Origin of the sequence: Dyella humi (genome assembly GCF_044904605.1) — a bacterium.
Taxonomy (GTDB): Bacteria; Pseudomonadota; Gammaproteobacteria; order Xanthomonadales; family Rhodanobacteraceae; genus Dyella_B; species Dyella_B humi.
Genome location: NZ_JADIKI010000022.1, coordinates 828361 through 841799, shown reverse-complemented (window position 1 = coordinate 841799; position 13439 = coordinate 828361). Strand labels below are relative to the sequence as shown.

At 59.9% G+C, this 13439-nt stretch carries 14 protein-coding genes and 1 tRNA gene; 6 read left to right on the top strand and 9 right to left on the bottom strand.

Annotation, left to right across the window (positions count from 1 at the left end; all coding sequences use genetic code 11):
• Nucleotides 1-3: 3 nt before the first annotated feature.
• Genes ISP18_RS08690 through pilV form a run of 4 tightly spaced genes read right to left on the bottom strand, consistent with a single transcriptional unit; the run spans nt 4 to nt 4747 of the window.
• Entirely contained in the window at nt 4-2220 is a 2217-nt protein-coding gene (locus ISP18_RS08690) for a pilus assembly protein (RefSeq protein ID WP_380009553.1), read from the bottom strand.
• The gene (locus ISP18_RS08685; protein WP_380009550.1) at nt 2201-2875 is read right to left on the bottom strand and encodes a pilus assembly PilX family protein; all 675 of its coding nucleotides are present in this window, start codon (nt 2873-2875) and stop codon (nt 2201-2203) included. Before ISP18_RS08685 ends, ISP18_RS08690 begins: the two co-directional genes overlap by 20 nt.
• A 25-nt stretch (nt 2876-2900) precedes the next feature.
• Nucleotides 2901-4238, bottom strand: a complete 1338-nt coding sequence (locus tag ISP18_RS08680) for a PilW family protein (RefSeq protein ID WP_380009548.1) — start codon at nt 4236-4238, stop codon at nt 2901-2903.
• Complete coding sequence (pilV, locus tag ISP18_RS08675; RefSeq protein ID WP_380009545.1) at nt 4235-4747, bottom strand: type IV pilus modification protein PilV; 513 nt, start codon at nt 4745-4747, stop codon at nt 4235-4237. The genes ISP18_RS08680 and pilV overlap by 4 nt, the downstream gene beginning before the upstream one ends.
• Nucleotides 4748-4894: 147 nt before the next feature.
• On the opposite strand from pilV, the gene ISP18_RS08670 reads away from it, so the two are divergent.
• The 5 genes from ISP18_RS08670 to ISP18_RS08650 all read left to right on the top strand — a co-directional run bounded on the left by ISP18_RS08670 (nt 4895) and on the right by ISP18_RS08650 (nt 9041).
• Nucleotides 4895-4970 (top strand) — tRNA-Thr (locus tag ISP18_RS08670).
• A 304-nt stretch (nt 4971-5274) separates the two neighbouring features.
• Nucleotides 5275-5466, top strand: a complete 192-nt coding sequence (locus ISP18_RS08665; RefSeq protein WP_380009542.1) for a tyrosine-type recombinase/integrase — start codon at nt 5275-5277, stop codon at nt 5464-5466.
• 244 nt (nt 5467-5710) lie between these two features.
• The gene (locus ISP18_RS08660; RefSeq protein WP_380009539.1) at nt 5711-7027 is read left to right on the top strand and encodes a hypothetical protein; all 1317 of its coding nucleotides are present in this window, start codon (nt 5711-5713) and stop codon (nt 7025-7027) included.
• A 414-nt stretch (nt 7028-7441) separates the two neighbouring features.
• A complete protein-coding gene (locus ISP18_RS08655; RefSeq protein ID WP_380009536.1) occupies nt 7442-8038 on the top strand; it encodes a carboxymuconolactone decarboxylase family protein in 597 nt (198 codons plus the stop codon).
• 154 nt (nt 8039-8192) lie between these two features.
• Complete coding sequence (locus ISP18_RS08650) at nt 8193-9041, top strand: helix-turn-helix domain-containing protein (RefSeq protein ID WP_380009533.1); 849 nt, start codon at nt 8193-8195, stop codon at nt 9039-9041.
• A 116-nt stretch (nt 9042-9157) separates the two neighbouring features.
• Here ISP18_RS08650 and ISP18_RS08645 read toward each other — a convergent pair whose 3' ends face one another.
• The 5 genes from ISP18_RS08645 to ISP18_RS08625 form a co-directional block, all read right to left on the bottom strand.
• On the bottom strand, nt 9158-9376 hold the full coding sequence (locus tag ISP18_RS08645; protein ID WP_380009530.1) for a PspC domain-containing protein: 219 nt from the start codon (nt 9374-9376) through the stop codon (nt 9158-9160).
• A gap of 259 nt (nt 9377-9635) precedes the next feature.
• Nucleotides 9636-9809 (bottom strand): hypothetical protein, encoded by a 174-nt coding sequence (locus ISP18_RS08640; protein WP_404559373.1) that lies wholly within the window; start codon nt 9807-9809, stop codon nt 9636-9638.
• Nucleotides 9810-10055: 246 nt separating this feature from the next.
• Nucleotides 10056-11021, bottom strand: a complete 966-nt coding sequence (locus ISP18_RS08635) for a DMT family transporter (protein ID WP_380009524.1) — start codon at nt 11019-11021, stop codon at nt 10056-10058.
• Nucleotides 11022-11074: 53 nt separating this feature from the next.
• The gene (locus ISP18_RS08630) at nt 11075-11899 is read right to left on the bottom strand and encodes an AraC family transcriptional regulator (RefSeq protein ID WP_380009521.1); all 825 of its coding nucleotides are present in this window, start codon (nt 11897-11899) and stop codon (nt 11075-11077) included.
• Nucleotides 11900-12022: 123 nt separating this feature from the next.
• The gene (locus ISP18_RS08625) at nt 12023-12415 is read right to left on the bottom strand and encodes a hypothetical protein (protein WP_380009518.1); all 393 of its coding nucleotides are present in this window, start codon (nt 12413-12415) and stop codon (nt 12023-12025) included.
• A gap of 308 nt (nt 12416-12723) precedes the next feature.
• On the opposite strand from ISP18_RS08625, the gene ISP18_RS08620 reads away from it, so the two are divergent.
• Nucleotides 12724-13314, top strand: a complete 591-nt coding sequence (locus tag ISP18_RS08620; RefSeq protein WP_380009515.1) for a glycine zipper 2TM domain-containing protein — start codon at nt 12724-12726, stop codon at nt 13312-13314.
• The last annotated feature ends 125 nt before the right edge of the window (nt 13315-13439 follow it).

Genomic DNA, 13439 nt, shown 5'->3' with positions numbered 1-13439 from the left:
TCCTCAGGAATCGGGCGTCAGTACCGTCCAGGAACGGCGACGCCATAACGGGCTATCGAGGGAAAGCGGTATATCCAGGCTCCCGTTCCCTCCTTTCAGTTTCACGCCGGGCAGGATCAGCTTGCCGCCGCCCAGGCGCATGGCTAACGGCAGCGTGCCGGTGAGTTGCGGGCTTTCCACCAGCGCGCCTGCATACGAAGCGCCGCCGAACGCGATGATCGATCGCGCTCCGCCCGTGGCTGCATCGATGGCGAGGACGGAGCCATACGGATGGTCGCCGTTTGGGATCAGCGTGCTGACCAGCACCGTGTTGGTGTTGAACAATGCGGTGGGTGTGGCGACGACACGTTCGCCTGCGATGATCCTAAGATCGATCTGCCAACCGCCGGCTTTCATCGGCACCGGATTCGAAGTGAGGCTGCGCAAGGTCGCGCTGTCGCCGGAACCAGAAGAATCGGCGACCGTTGTTTCGCTCAATGTTTGCGCCTGCAGGCTGTCTTGCGTGACGGTAACGGGTTTCCCTGCATCATCAACTTTGTTGCGAATGCCGTAGATCGATTGCACAGTGGTATCGGTCTTGTCACCGGTTCCCAGATATTTGCCTGTACCGAACACGACGATAAAGCGATTCGTGCCCGGGTCCGGAAAGAGTCGCGGCATCACCGTAATCGGTTGGACCGCTTGCTCGGCCGGCCGATATGCCAGCGACACTTTCCATTCCGCGGGATTCGGTGCGGATAGATCGAAGCGCCACAGGTTGCCGGCAAGATCCCCAGCAAACGCCACGTCGTCGACCTGATCGTTGTCGTAGTCGCCAAGCACCGGTGTGGTGAGTCCATTGCTCATCACGCCGTCGGGTGTTTTGAGCTCCGCGATTACCGCGCCGGTCTGCGCATCCAGCACGAACAGCGCGCTATAGCCAGGTGGTGTGCCGGATGTTTCTTCGCAACGGAGAGGCCTGTCCGGCTTGCCGCAATCTGCGAAATAGCTGGTCGGAATCAACACGGCCCAGCGACCGTTCGCCAAGCGCGCAATGGCGGGTTGCCCGTAGATGTAGCCGAGATCGGCCGGATTGTACGCACTACCTGCCAACGAAGTGCCGGGTGGCGCATCGGCGTCGAATTCCCACAGTACTGTGCGCTCGGGAAAGGCTTCGCTCGCTGCCGTGGGGTCGGTGATATCGAGCGCATACACGCCGCGACCACCGAGCCGCAAACCGCCCACCAGCAAGGTGTGCCATTCGTGCTTGCCGTGTTCGCTGAAAAATACGTCGCGCGTGACCGGCGTGGCGTCCACGGTCGGTTGGAACTGAAAATCCTGCGCACGCGTAAGGTTGCCTAGATAACCGTACACACCGCGCGGCACGAACGCCCAAGCTTCTCTGCCCGCATTCGTGCCACCGTCGTAAGCCGTGCAGCGGCCGGTCGTGTCTTCCGCTTTGCATGTAGGAACCGGCGCATGGAAGGCATGCAGCATGCCGTCGTTGGCGGCGACATAAAGAAACGGCGCGCGCTGGGCATGTTTCTCGACGAATTGCGTGTAGCTTTGCGCGCCTTGGGCTATCTCTGGCGCAGGCACGGATGCACCGCGAATGGTCTTCGGCCACGCATCGGTGTAGTTGCCGCTGGGATAGCCCACATAGACCGTCTGCGCGTTGATGATGGCGCCGAGCAGGCTGCTGCGAGCGCGCATGCTACCGTCGAGTTCATGCACGCGAACACCGCGCAGGTAATCCACGCGAGGTCCCAGCATGTCGTCATCAACTTCCGGCCACGTCAGCCCGTGCTTTTCGCTTGCGTCAAAGGGCGCCGCGGACTCGAAGGCCATGCCAGTAACCAAACCAGCATCGTTCCTGCTTGCACTGAGTATCGTTCGCCCCGCAGGCGATGCGATGACGGAATCCGTGAGCAACGCGCCCGCATCCCATACGGTGCCGTCAATCACGCCATCAGCATTCACGGCCACCGCTTTCAGCACGCCGGACCAGTCAGCCGGATCGTAGCCGCCCTGGAACGCAAGCGCACCGCTGCCCAGCACGTTGCTGTTCAAGCCAAGCACGGCCAGCGAAGGCACGGCTTGCGTGCGGTCTAGTGGTACAGGACTCAGCTCGACCGTGCTGGGAAGACTCGTCTGCGCAGCGCTTATCGTGCATACCAATAGCAAGACAATGTACGCCAGCCATACCCGCAGGCAGTGAAGTTCAACGCGCGGCCGGTGCATCGAAGGTACTCTGCACCACGCTCACCACGTTGGCATGGCCGCCCGTGGCTCGCGCTGTGATGCGATAGATATGGACGCCGGCCTGCTCGCCATTATTCGGGCCAGTGTTGCCGGATTCACGCAGACCGCTTACGCCAGGCGACCGCTCGCTGCCTAGGTCCTCGATGATGTAGACCGGATCCTCCGCCAGCTCTGCCGTGGGGTACTGTGCGTTGTTCGTATAGCCGCGATGTGCAGGCCCCTTGTATGCCACGCCGATGCCGCGTATCCAACCCGGCACCGACTGGAACCGGGTCACGTCGCCGTTCGCAGCATAAGGCGCGCCGTACGAGCGATAGATCACGCAGCCGTCCTGAGAAATCGCGTTTTCCAGGCAATGCAGACGGGCGCCGGGCCGGCCGGCCATCGACCACAATTTGTACTCCGCGCCACGCAATGCCGTTTCCGCGCTCATCCGTGCTTGTTGCGCATTGCGCAAGCTGCCCGCCATGCGTTCCTGCAGCATGGCGTGCTGGGATGCGACGATAGCCAGCATGCTGATCAGAAGCAGAAAAATCAGTGCCATCAACAGCGCGAAACCTTGCTCTACTCCTTCGCTTTTCCCAGGGGCGAGAGGGAATGTCTCGCAATGTGCTGTACTGCTAAATGTCCGCATATCTGCATCCTTGCAACATGGCGCTCTACGGATTGGCGTTACGCACCGCAACCACCGCAGTGAATTCACGCCGCAGCATGGGCAATGGAAACCCCTGCTGCAGCGGCGTTACTTTTCGGCCGGCGGCGGTGGGTGCTGCGGGCGTGAAAATTCCATCCGCTGCGTAGCTGTACGCCAACTCATCGGGCATCAGCGAGTACAACGGCATCTGGCCGTCCATCAGCAGATCGATCTCGATCAGACTGACCGAACGCCACAGGCAGCCACGATCATTGCTGCCATGGATTGGTAACGGCACAGCGGGACAATCGGTGCGCGTGCCGCTGTCCACCTGTTCGGCGGAGTAGTAACGCACGGTGCCGTCGGGCTGCTGCACGCCGTAGCGAAAATCGAGCCGCTCCACGCCGCGCGCGATCTCCTCGTTCGTCACCTTGCCACCGTTGACTCGCCGTACCAAGGCACCCGTCTTGTGTCCCTCGCCATCGCCGTTGTCCACCACCCTCAGGTAATAGGTCACCGTTTGCACATCGCGGCCGACGCTGAATAGCTTTGGCGCCGCCATGTTCTGCAACAGGTGTGGCTGCGCGAAATTGTTGCCGGTGGAAGCAAGCTCATTGCTGCCCATGCCGGACACCGCGAAGATCTGCGCACTGGAACAGTCAGCCAGCATCATCAGCGATGCGTCCTTGCTCATATCCTTGACGGCGACTTCGCCATTCAGCGGATTCATGCGGATGCTCAGCGAACCATCTGCATGAGTGGATAGTGTGCTGCCCTTTGCACCGCCATCCTGCGCAATGATCCAACCGCCCGCGGGGTTGAGATAGCGCACGGTGAGCACCGAAGCGCCAATCACGCGACTGCTCTCCGCCTTGCCCATCGCAGGAATGCTAAAACCACTCGGATTGCGCTTGTTGCTGGGGTCCACTGGCGTGCAGGCGCTCGCGGTGCAGTCGTAACCGCGCATCGCCAGGAACGAGGGAACGGAATACGGTTCGCTAGGCGCGGACGGATACGCGCCGCCCCACGGCGTGGTCACATCGCTCAGCGCACTCATCAGCACGCCGGGATCGCTAGCGTAGACGGTGGGCGCGCGCAACTCATCCAGATAAGGCCCCGCCGCGCTCGCACGCGCCGAGCCGCCCGTGCCGGTGCAGTACTGCGCGCCAGCCATGACCAGGTCGTTCTTGATCTGCGTGATGGCAAAACGCCCATCTTCCTGCAGGCGCGCCAGCTGCTCCTGCGCCCGGCGGCTGTTCGAGGTAGACGCGAACACGGCCACAATGCCCGCGCCCACCAGCAGTCCAAGCACCATAGCGATCATCAGCTCCACCAGGGAGACCCCGCGGCATCGCAGCCTCATGGCTGGAACTCCCAGGCGAAGATCTGCGGGGGTGCATCGGCGTCCACCAGCCGCCGCTCCGGCCAACTAACGAACATCGAGCAACTGCCGCCATACGGAGGCTGCTGCAGGATCTGCTCGCGCGTCGGCGCATAAGCCAAGCCGCCGTGGCTGCAGCGGATGCTGGCCTGTGCGCCCGGTGGCAGAAACGTCTTGAGCTGGCTGCTCCAGCGCTGCCGATCGTGCAGTACCAGCTGCGCGGGCGTGCAGCCAGCGGCGCAATCCTGGCCGCTGGCGTCCGGATAACTGCCGTTGTAATCCCCGTTCCATACACCGATGGGATTGGCCTGCATGCGCTCGGCCATGTTCTGCGCGAGAAAGGTGACCTGCGTGCGCAGGTACGCCGCCTGATTGGAGCGCGCCGCCACCGCCATCAAGCCCGACGCGCCGATCAGGCCCACGCTGAAGACCAGCATGGCAACCAGTACCTCGATCAACGTGACGCCTCGCGGACATGGCGTGAACGGCATCGACAACATTCCTTGTAGAACCGGCCTGCACTGTGGCCGCACGGCCGGGCCGGCGTCAGTCGGCCATCGCCCCATTCCGCAGTCCGAATCTCGCCAACGTGCCGGAGCTTGCAGGCTGCACGACACCCCCTTAAACTAAGCGGCTCCGCCGGAATAGCTCAGTTGGTAGAGCGGCGCATTCGTAATGCGTAGGTCGTAGGTTCGATTCCTATTTCCGGCACCATATGCTCGTTTCATACCGTCCAACGGCGCCATGAAACCACAGAAGCCCGCTAAACGGCGGGTTTTTTTTGTGCCATACCGACCAACGATGTCTAGTCGAAGCCTGACAAACGCGGGGTATCTTCGGGAGTACTTTGCCCTGTTGGGGGTATCTAGCTCAGGAAAGGCGTGATGGTAAGTGACACTGACGAGCTCCCAGTCCCCAAGGTCAAAGCTGCGCCGCCTGACAAGCACTTCGACGGTGATGGACTGTTCCTGCATGTCAACGAATCGGGACGCCACTGGCGCATGAAGTCCCGCTATCTATGCTGGCAAAGAAAAATTGCTGGGACAAAGACATGATGACTGGCCACAGCTTCCGAGCTCTGGCATCGACTAGGCTTAATGAGATGGATTGGTCCGCGGACGTCATCGAGCGCCAGCTTGCTCACGCCAAGCGGAACAAGGCCCGTGCTGCTTATAACGCGCCAAGTACCTCGCCGAGCGCTGGAAGATGATGCAGGCGTGAGCGGACTATCTTGACGCATTAAGAGTCGGCGGGAAGATCGTCGCATTGAAGAGCAGAGCGAGCTGATCGCAATATCGAATCAGCTCAGAACTTCTCGTCTTAGCCGGACTCACCTCTTGTAACGGAATACGAAATTCTGTGTTTTGCGTCTCGCGCTGTAAGGCTTTCCCTACAGACTAATCCCAAACGATCAGCCATATTGCCCTCCCCATCTACTTTAAGGAGGAAGCAAGATGCTGAAACGTGTAACCACATTGTCAACGTTGCTGTTGCTAATCCAACCGATTGCTTACGCCGCCGAAACCTCTTCGCAATACAGCTCCCTAGCTAGCGATACAGTTATATCGAGCGCTGGCAAAACGGTGCTGCAGCAGACCATCAATATCAGCACGCCAGGGTGGGTCTTTGTCGAAACCGATGGGCGCGTCTATCCATCAGGCGGCTATGCCATCGCTGACCTCTGGATCAATGTCGATGGAGTGATGAAGAGCAACGCAAGTGTGATCGACTGGTCCAAGAGTTCAGATGCCCAGCAACACAGTTACAACGCGATAGGCGCGGTGTATGTCAGCGCCGGGCAACACACCATCAGCCTGGTAGCTCAGTCCCTGAACTCCCCGACCTTCACAATTGGTGCGGGTAGCAATCTATCGACCGTAGTTAACCCTGCCCCTACTGTAGGGGTCGCTGCCCTGGGGGCAGACACTGGCACGCTTAGCTTTAATACCGCGGGACTGACCGGCACATCTGTACTCCCGACAAGCCCCGAGGTAACCCTCAATGTTAACGGCGCAAATGGCTCATCCGTTGTCGCCCTGGCTTCGGCGCGCAACTATGAATACGGAAACGCCGGCGATCCACTGGTCACTGTGACACTTGATGGGTCGACGCTGCCCAACAATCAAGCCAGCTGGTCCGACAACGACATGTATTCGGAAGCGGAAAACCAGGCTCCATTTTTCTCTCATGCCTACATACCCAACGTAAGTTCAGCTATGCATGCTGTCTCATTGGCAGCATCGGCCCTCCCCTATAGCGGTGGTCTGACCAACACCGTCCAATACCGCATGGGTGCTGATTCAACACTCATTGCTTTGCAAGGGATGCAATTGTCTGGCGGCGCTTCATTTGTAAGTGACGCACACAACGTCACGAACTACATCTGCGTGGGAACAAATCAAGGGTGGAGTGGCTGCCCGCCAGTGGGCACAGCAGTGCCCATTGCCGAAGGCAACATTGTCATTCCTCCGGGCCACAACGGCATCGTCTTCATCACGGGAAAAACACGCATTCAGGCTGGCTCTTCCGATGCCGGAGGAACCGCCGCACTGTACTTAACCGTCGACGGCGTACAAGTCGGATCAACAGGCATCCAGCAACTGAAGTCTCCCGACTCGGTCAGCACCAGAACACTATCTGCTAGCTATTTAGCAACCGGTGTAAACACCCTCTCAGTGGGAACTCATCACGTTGTTCTGTATGGATCGGTCACCGGTAGCTTTATACATGCGGCCATGACCCAGGACCTTCCACTGGTGTGGTTTGACTAAAACATCCAGAGACAAATAGGCCAATGAATCGGGGGGCATAATGCCCCCTTTTTTTTATTCTACGCTTCGCCCCTGCATCTGGAGGAACTGAAGGTCAGCTTGAATGAGTTGGCGAGACCGTCACGGGCAGATGCGCTGCCCTCTTCTCTTTTCTCAGCCTGTCTCTACCGCTCTCACCCACCCGCAGGTCTTACGCCCTCGCCCGCCCCAGGCCAGCTTGATGCTTCATGAGTGCCCGCTTATGGAGTGGACAAGATTGCGGCATTACGCCGAACTCGCCTCACAACAACGCCAAACAACATCGCTGGCGGGACCATCAACGGCTCCAAGCGAGGCATCAGGCGTTCGTATTACCTCGTACGTAATTGCTGCTATTTCCACAACGGTCAATGATGACTACCGAGCTGACAACCGATGTCGGTCAATGCCCCCTGTCTCCCCACTTGTGAGGTCATCATCATGAAACCCTTCCCCGTTCACACTATCGAATCCTCCCCCGAAAAGTCCCGCGCTTCGCTGGAAGCATTGCAGAGTGCCTTCGGCATGATTCCGAACATCGCAGGCGCCATGGCAACGTCGCCCGTGCTGATCGACTGCTTGGTGGGCCTTTTTGGAAAGGTCCACGGCGGAAGCTTTACCGAGGATCAGATTCAGATCGTTCTGCTTACCGATGCGGTGGTTAATTCGAGCCGGTGGGCAGTCGCGTTCCACAGCGCACTCGCTTTGCAGCAAGGCATTAGTGCTGCTGACGTCGACGCCATCCGAGATGGACATCTTCCGAGCGATCCGAAATTCGCGGCGTTGTCGGCCTTAGCGCGCGCGATGATCGAGAAACGTGGTCACGTCACCCGGCAGGATATGGACTCGTTTCTGGATGCCGGCTTCGACAACGCTCGTTTGCTCGAAGTGATCGCGATCGTCGCGGCATCCACGATCACCAACTACACTGCCACCATCACGAACCCGCCACTCGAAGAGGCATTCAAGCAACACACCTGGGCGCGTGGTTGACGGCCCTGCACCGATGGTTCGATGGTTCGCTGCACCCCTGCACGTCGCAGAGGGTGCAGTTTTTATCGACACGTGCCTTGGCACTTATCTCAGTCGAGCTCGTCATCGGACAGGCCAGAAAAGCTGATCGCTGGCCATGCACTTCGGAATTCCCATGAGCACGCATAAGAACTCCCGAGACTCATCCCAAGATGAACTAGGCCGCCTGCTCCGCCATTGGCGTGATATCCGCGGTAAAAGCCAGATCGAGCTTTCGCTCGATACCGGCGTATCGCAGCGGCATCTCAGTTTCATTGAAAGTGGGCGCAGCGCGCCAAGCCGGCAGACACTGCTCAATCTTGCTGAGGCATTGGATGTGCCATTCCGCGATCGCAATGAGTTGCTGATGGCTGCAGGCTTCGCGCCGGTCTATAAGGAAGACGCCTGGAACGCCGAAGAAATGCGCAGCGTGACGCGCGCGCTCGAACGCATCCTTCTTCACCATGAGCCGTTCCCGGCTGTCGTGATGGATCGCTACTGGAACGTGTTCATGAGGAATGCGTCAGCAGCCCGCTTTTTCAATGCATTCATCGACCTCGAAGCACGCCCCGAACCGCGCAACATGCTCCATCTCATGTTCGACCCGACAGGCATGCGCCCATTTCTCATCAACTGGAAAGATGCCTCTCAGGCACTGATCCAACGCATCCATCGGGAAGCGGTCGGCCACACGCTGGACGAGCGCACCCGTGAGCTCATAACGTCGTTGCTTGCCTATCCAGACGTCGATCCCACCCTTCGCACCATCGGAGTATTGGGGCCTGAACCCGCACTGCCCATGGTCCCACTCAGTTTTCAGAAAGATGGTCAGGTGCTGCGCTATTTCTCCATGATCACCACGGTTGGCACGCCGCAGACCATCACCACGCAGGAGCTACGCATCGAGTCGATGTTTCCTGCTGACGAAGCTACTGAGGATGCGCACCGCCAGTTGATGGATCGTTTAGGCAAAAACAACCTATGAAAAACGCTACCGCGATCGCCCCGAGTTGCCGATCTTGAGACTTATATCGAATGGGATGGCTGTGTCCACGTCGGAATCCTGCTGACGTGTGCCAGTGAATATCCCGGATCACAGCATTAGGCAGTGACGGTGTCGTAGTCGAGTGGCTCGTGCGGCCAGCGCGGGACCACGAGCCACAGAATCAAATAGATCAATCCACCGATGCCCGCACCCAAGAACAACAAAAGCCACAGCGTCCGGATCAGCCATGTCGGCGCGCCGACCGCATAAGCGAGACCGGCGCATACGCCGCCGAGCCACGCGGCCTTCTTTACACGTTTGAATGGGCGATCCATGAGCAATGCTCCTGACGAAAAAGCAAGCTCAATCTATATCACATGGGTTTGCTCACCAGTGCGGAAAGTCCTAAGACGTAGTTTGTAGGTTCGAATCCTATTTCCGGCGCTAGCACAAGTGAAAAGCCCTGGAAGCTTTCCAGGGCTTTTTGCATAGCTGAGGTGCGTAAAACGCAACTCATGCCTGTAATCGTCCGCCATGGAAATCATCCATGGCATGGGTCGAAAGCGCAGTAGCCGCGATATGTAACCGTTGCTATCACGCTTCAACGTTGGCCGCAGCAAGACGGCTCTTATACGCCGCCTCGGCTTCCACATACAGCCCTGACCATGGCTCCAGCACATACCCTTCCACGGGCTCTGCAGAGACGCGGCGGAGCTCGGGGTCTTGATCGGCGTTCGTCGGCGGCAGGTCAAGAATCATCGGGTCCATAAAACGTTCCTCGATTTTCGTCGCGGAAGTTCAGGCTACCGGCTGCGTCGTTCGTATCCGGTTAAGGGTTTCGCCTACATCCGCACACAGGAAATTTATGAAATCGGCGCTGCGGCCCGCGGCATGGAAAAGCGTTCATCGGCGTACGGCCTGCATCATCACGCCACGCCATATGAAATAGCGACATAAACTCATGCCGGCAAACGGAACGATCGCGGCATTGTTTTCGAGGGCACGCTCTGCCGTCTACAAGTGCTCCGCTTCCAGGTACTCCAGCGGTACCGGTTTTACACGCGCAGCCCAAACCACGCCCGCGACCAACAGCACCACGCCAAGCATGGTCTGCACACCCGGTAACGTCCCGCGCAACGCGAAGGCATAACTCAACGCCGCCAGCGTTTCGAACACGATCAGTTGCCCAGCGATCGCGGTGGGCAGACGCTGGCTGGCTTCGTTCCAACATGTCGTGCCCAGCCAGGAGGCGAACAGGCCGATGGCTGCCATCAACGCGATGAAGACCATCGGGCGCGGACCGAACGGCATGGCGAAATGACTGCCGCTGACATCCATAACCAGCCACAACAACGCGTAGCCGACCAGCGCCAGCGGTAAGGTGGCAACGCCCTGCGCGGTGGCCCAGGTGCGCGGACTGCGGCCGGGATGGTGACGCAGCCAGTCGGCGTTGCGCAACGGATACCAGGTCCAACACGCCACGGAAACGAACGCGAACAAGGCGCCGACGACATAGCGTGCAAGGTCTGCGTGCGTCTGCGCGCGCAGTGTGGCGAGCTCGGCCTGATTCACGCAGGCGATACCGGCGGCGATCAACAGCAATGATGGCGCCAAGCGCGCCCAGGGCAGGCGGCCGTCGCGGCGGGCGTTGCGCAGGTTGGCGGCAATCGCAATCACTACCGGCAAGGTGCCGATGATCATGGTCGGCAAGGGGGCGCCCGCACGCTGGATCGCGCTGGCCAGGCACACGTAATAAAGCAGGTTGCCGACCGCGGCGAGCTTTAGGGCCTCCATCCAGTCGGCGCGGCTTAGCCGACGCAATGCGGCGCGGTCCAGCCAGGCGAGCGGCAGCGCGATCAGGCCAAAGGCGAGATAACGTCCAACCGATTGCAGCGCGGCCGGGTATTCGGGCACCAGCAGCGGGCCAACGAAAACCAGGCCCCACATCAGGCCGGCAATAAGTGCGTAGAGCTTTCCCATCCACATGATGCGCAGTATCGGTGTGTACGCGTACGTGGTCTTGTACGAGATTGCTATCGCTGCAATCGGCGCTGATAGCGCGCGGGCGTAACGCCGTAGCGGCGCGCGAAAGCGCGAGTGAGATGAGCCTGGTCGGCCAAGCCGGTGGCAGCTGCGACCTGGGCCGGCGCTTCGCCAGCGGCAAGCAAGCGTTTGGCGGCAGACAAGCGGAAGGCCATCAACATCTGCTGCGGCGTGGCGTGATGCTGTGCCTGGAACTGACGAAGAAAATGGAACGGGCTAAGTCCCGCCACGGTCGCGAGGTCATCCAGCGTGACATGCTCGGCCAGGTGTGCACGCAGGTAGTCGATCACCGGCGCAAAGCGTGATGGCGCTTCTGGGCGTGCCGCATGCGGCACACGCGCATGGCGGCGAAATTCATCGAGCAGTTGCAGTAGCAAGCTGTCGAAGGCGAGCGGCTCGCGTGCCTGCCACAAGGCATCGAGCAGCGCGGTGATGCGTTGCGCGCCCGCGGCATCAGCGCGCACTGCATCCCCAAACCACCAGCCGGGCTCGCCGGTGATCTCGTCCACCGCGACCTGCTCGATGTAGACCATGCGATAACGCCAGCCGCCTTCGGTCTCGGCGCGGCCGGTGTGCAATTCGTCCGGGTTCATCAGCACCAGCGAATCGGGCGGTGCGAGGTGATCCGCGCCGCGGTAGCGGAAGCGTTCCACGCCAGATTCGATGGCGCCTAGACCGAAGCCATCATGCACGTGTGGTTCGAAGGCATGGCGCACGATGTGCGCGCGGTACAGCTCGATGCCCGCACGATGCGTGGGGCAGCGGAATTCGGCTGTGTCCGCAGGGTGATCGAAGAGGTGGGGAACGCCTTGCATGAGTCGATGATGGCATAGGAGAGCGCTTCATCCTTGCCGCGTGCAGAACGAAAAAGAGCCCGGCTTGCGCCGGGCTCTTCTCAACGTACGTTGCATTGCCGATCTTAGGAATCGCCGCCGCGATCAATAACCGTTGGAATAGACCACGGTGCGAGTCACTACCGGCGCGCTTTCATAGACCACCGTGGGCTGGGTATAGACCACGGTTTGTGGCGGCGCGTAATACACCGGTGGCGGCGGCGCAACGGCCGTCTCGACCAGACCAGCCACGGCGCCCGCTACGACCGCGCCTGCGATCCAGCGCCCACCGCTCCAGTAGCCGCCGCGGTGATGCCAGTCATCCCGATCATGCCACCCGCGGTCATAGCCACGGTCTTCGTGCCAGCCGCCGCGACCCCAACCGTCGCGATGTCCCCAGCCATCGTGATCGTGCGCCGATGCGGCCAGCGGCGTAGCCAGCAAAGCTGCAACGGCCACACCCATCAACATACGACTGCCTGCTACGCACTTGCTCATGACGCACCTCCGTTGGTGTCGGCTTGGATGCTCTGCTTGTCGCGCTTAATGCGTACTGAAGGTTTTCTTTTTCCTTATGCGACACGGTTCCAATCACTGACTTGCGTCACACGGCATGATATGTAGTGGTGATTGACACGGCATGTCGTGCCGCGACTTTGCGGATGATTGCTCCGAACACACACCATTTAGCGTTTGCTAATGCATCATGTGGGCAGCGTTCAGCTGTGTCGCCATTCAATGACGTCCATGGAATGCAGGGGTGAACGTGTGTTGTCGAATTTAGTGACCGATTGGGGGATTCAAATATGAGCAAGTTAGTAATCAAGACTCTTTGCGCGGCCATTGCGGTGGTAGCTGTCGCCGGCCTGACGGGTTGTAGCCACCAGGCCAACGCGGATCCGGCGCTGGATGCCTCGCAGCAGCAACAACAGCAACCCGTGCAGAACGCAGGCCCGCAATATGCACAGGTGGTCAGCGTGACACCGGTGCATTCCTCGGTGAGCAATCCCCACCAGGTCTGTCAGGACGTCGTGGTGAATCACACCGAGCCGCCGAAGGATCAGCACAACATCGCTGGCACGGCGATCGGCGCGGTTGCCGGTGGCCTGCTGGGCCACATGGTCGGCCATGGCAAGGGCAATACCCTGGCCACGGTGGCCGGCGCGGTAGGTGGCGGCTACGCAGGTAACCGCATCGAAAATGCTCACCATCAGAGCCAGGTGACTTCCACCACCGAGCACGAGTGCAAGACGGTGAACGACACGTCCGACCGCATCGTCGGCTACGACGTGCAGTACGTCTACAACGGCGTGACCCGCACCACCCGCATGGATCACGATCCGGGCAACCGCGTGCAGGTGCAGGAAGGCGTGACGTCGGTGTCAGACGCTCGCTAAAGTCAGATAGGTACATGAAGGGTGGCGATCAACCGATCGTCACCCTTTTTCTTGGGCGCTTTTCACGCCAGGACTCTTAGCCTGGCCAATGACCTGTCCCTATCGACCAGCGCCAATCTGTCCTG

Bases quoted from the DNA above. Each gene is read 5' to 3' on its own strand.
- ISP18_RS08665 (WP_380009542.1), top strand. From the start codon at position 5,275: ATGCTGGCAAAGAAAAATTGCTGGGACAAAGACATGATGACTGGCCAC.
- ISP18_RS08645 (WP_380009530.1), bottom strand. From the start codon at position 9,376: ATGGATCGCCCATTCAAACGTGTAAAGAAGGCCGCGTGGCTCGGCGGC.
- pilV (WP_380009545.1), bottom strand. From the start codon at position 4,747: ATGCCGTTCACGCCATGTCCGCGAGGCGTCACGTTGATCGAGGTACTG.
- ISP18_RS08650 (WP_380009533.1), top strand. From the start codon at position 8,193: ATGAGCACGCATAAGAACTCCCGAGACTCATCCCAAGATGAACTAGGC.
- ISP18_RS08625 (WP_380009518.1), bottom strand. From the start codon at position 12,415: ATGAGCAAGTGCGTAGCAGGCAGTCGTATGTTGATGGGTGTGGCCGTT.
- ISP18_RS08635 (WP_380009524.1), bottom strand. From the start codon at position 11,021: ATGGGAAAGCTCTACGCACTTATTGCCGGCCTGATGTGGGGCCTGGTT.
- ISP18_RS08655 (WP_380009536.1), top strand. From the start codon at position 7,442: ATGTCGGTCAATGCCCCCTGTCTCCCCACTTGTGAGGTCATCATCATG.
- ISP18_RS08690 (WP_380009553.1), bottom strand. From the start codon at position 2,220: ATGCACCGGCCGCGCGTTGAACTTCACTGCCTGCGGGTATGGCTGGCG.
- ISP18_RS08640 (WP_404559373.1), bottom strand. From the start codon at position 9,809: ATGGACCCGATGATTCTTGACCTGCCGCCGACGAACGCCGATCAAGAC.
- ISP18_RS08680 (WP_380009548.1), bottom strand. From the start codon at position 4,238: ATGAGGCTGCGATGCCGCGGGGTCTCCCTGGTGGAGCTGATGATCGCT.
- ISP18_RS08630 (WP_380009521.1), bottom strand. From the start codon at position 11,899: ATGCAAGGCGTTCCCCACCTCTTCGATCACCCTGCGGACACAGCCGAA.
- ISP18_RS08685 (WP_380009550.1), bottom strand. From the start codon at position 2,875: ATGCGGACATTTAGCAGTACAGCACATTGCGAGACATTCCCTCTCGCC.
- ISP18_RS08620 (WP_380009515.1), top strand. From the start codon at position 12,724: ATGAGCAAGTTAGTAATCAAGACTCTTTGCGCGGCCATTGCGGTGGTA.
- ISP18_RS08660 (WP_380009539.1), top strand. From the start codon at position 5,711: ATGCTGAAACGTGTAACCACATTGTCAACGTTGCTGTTGCTAATCCAA.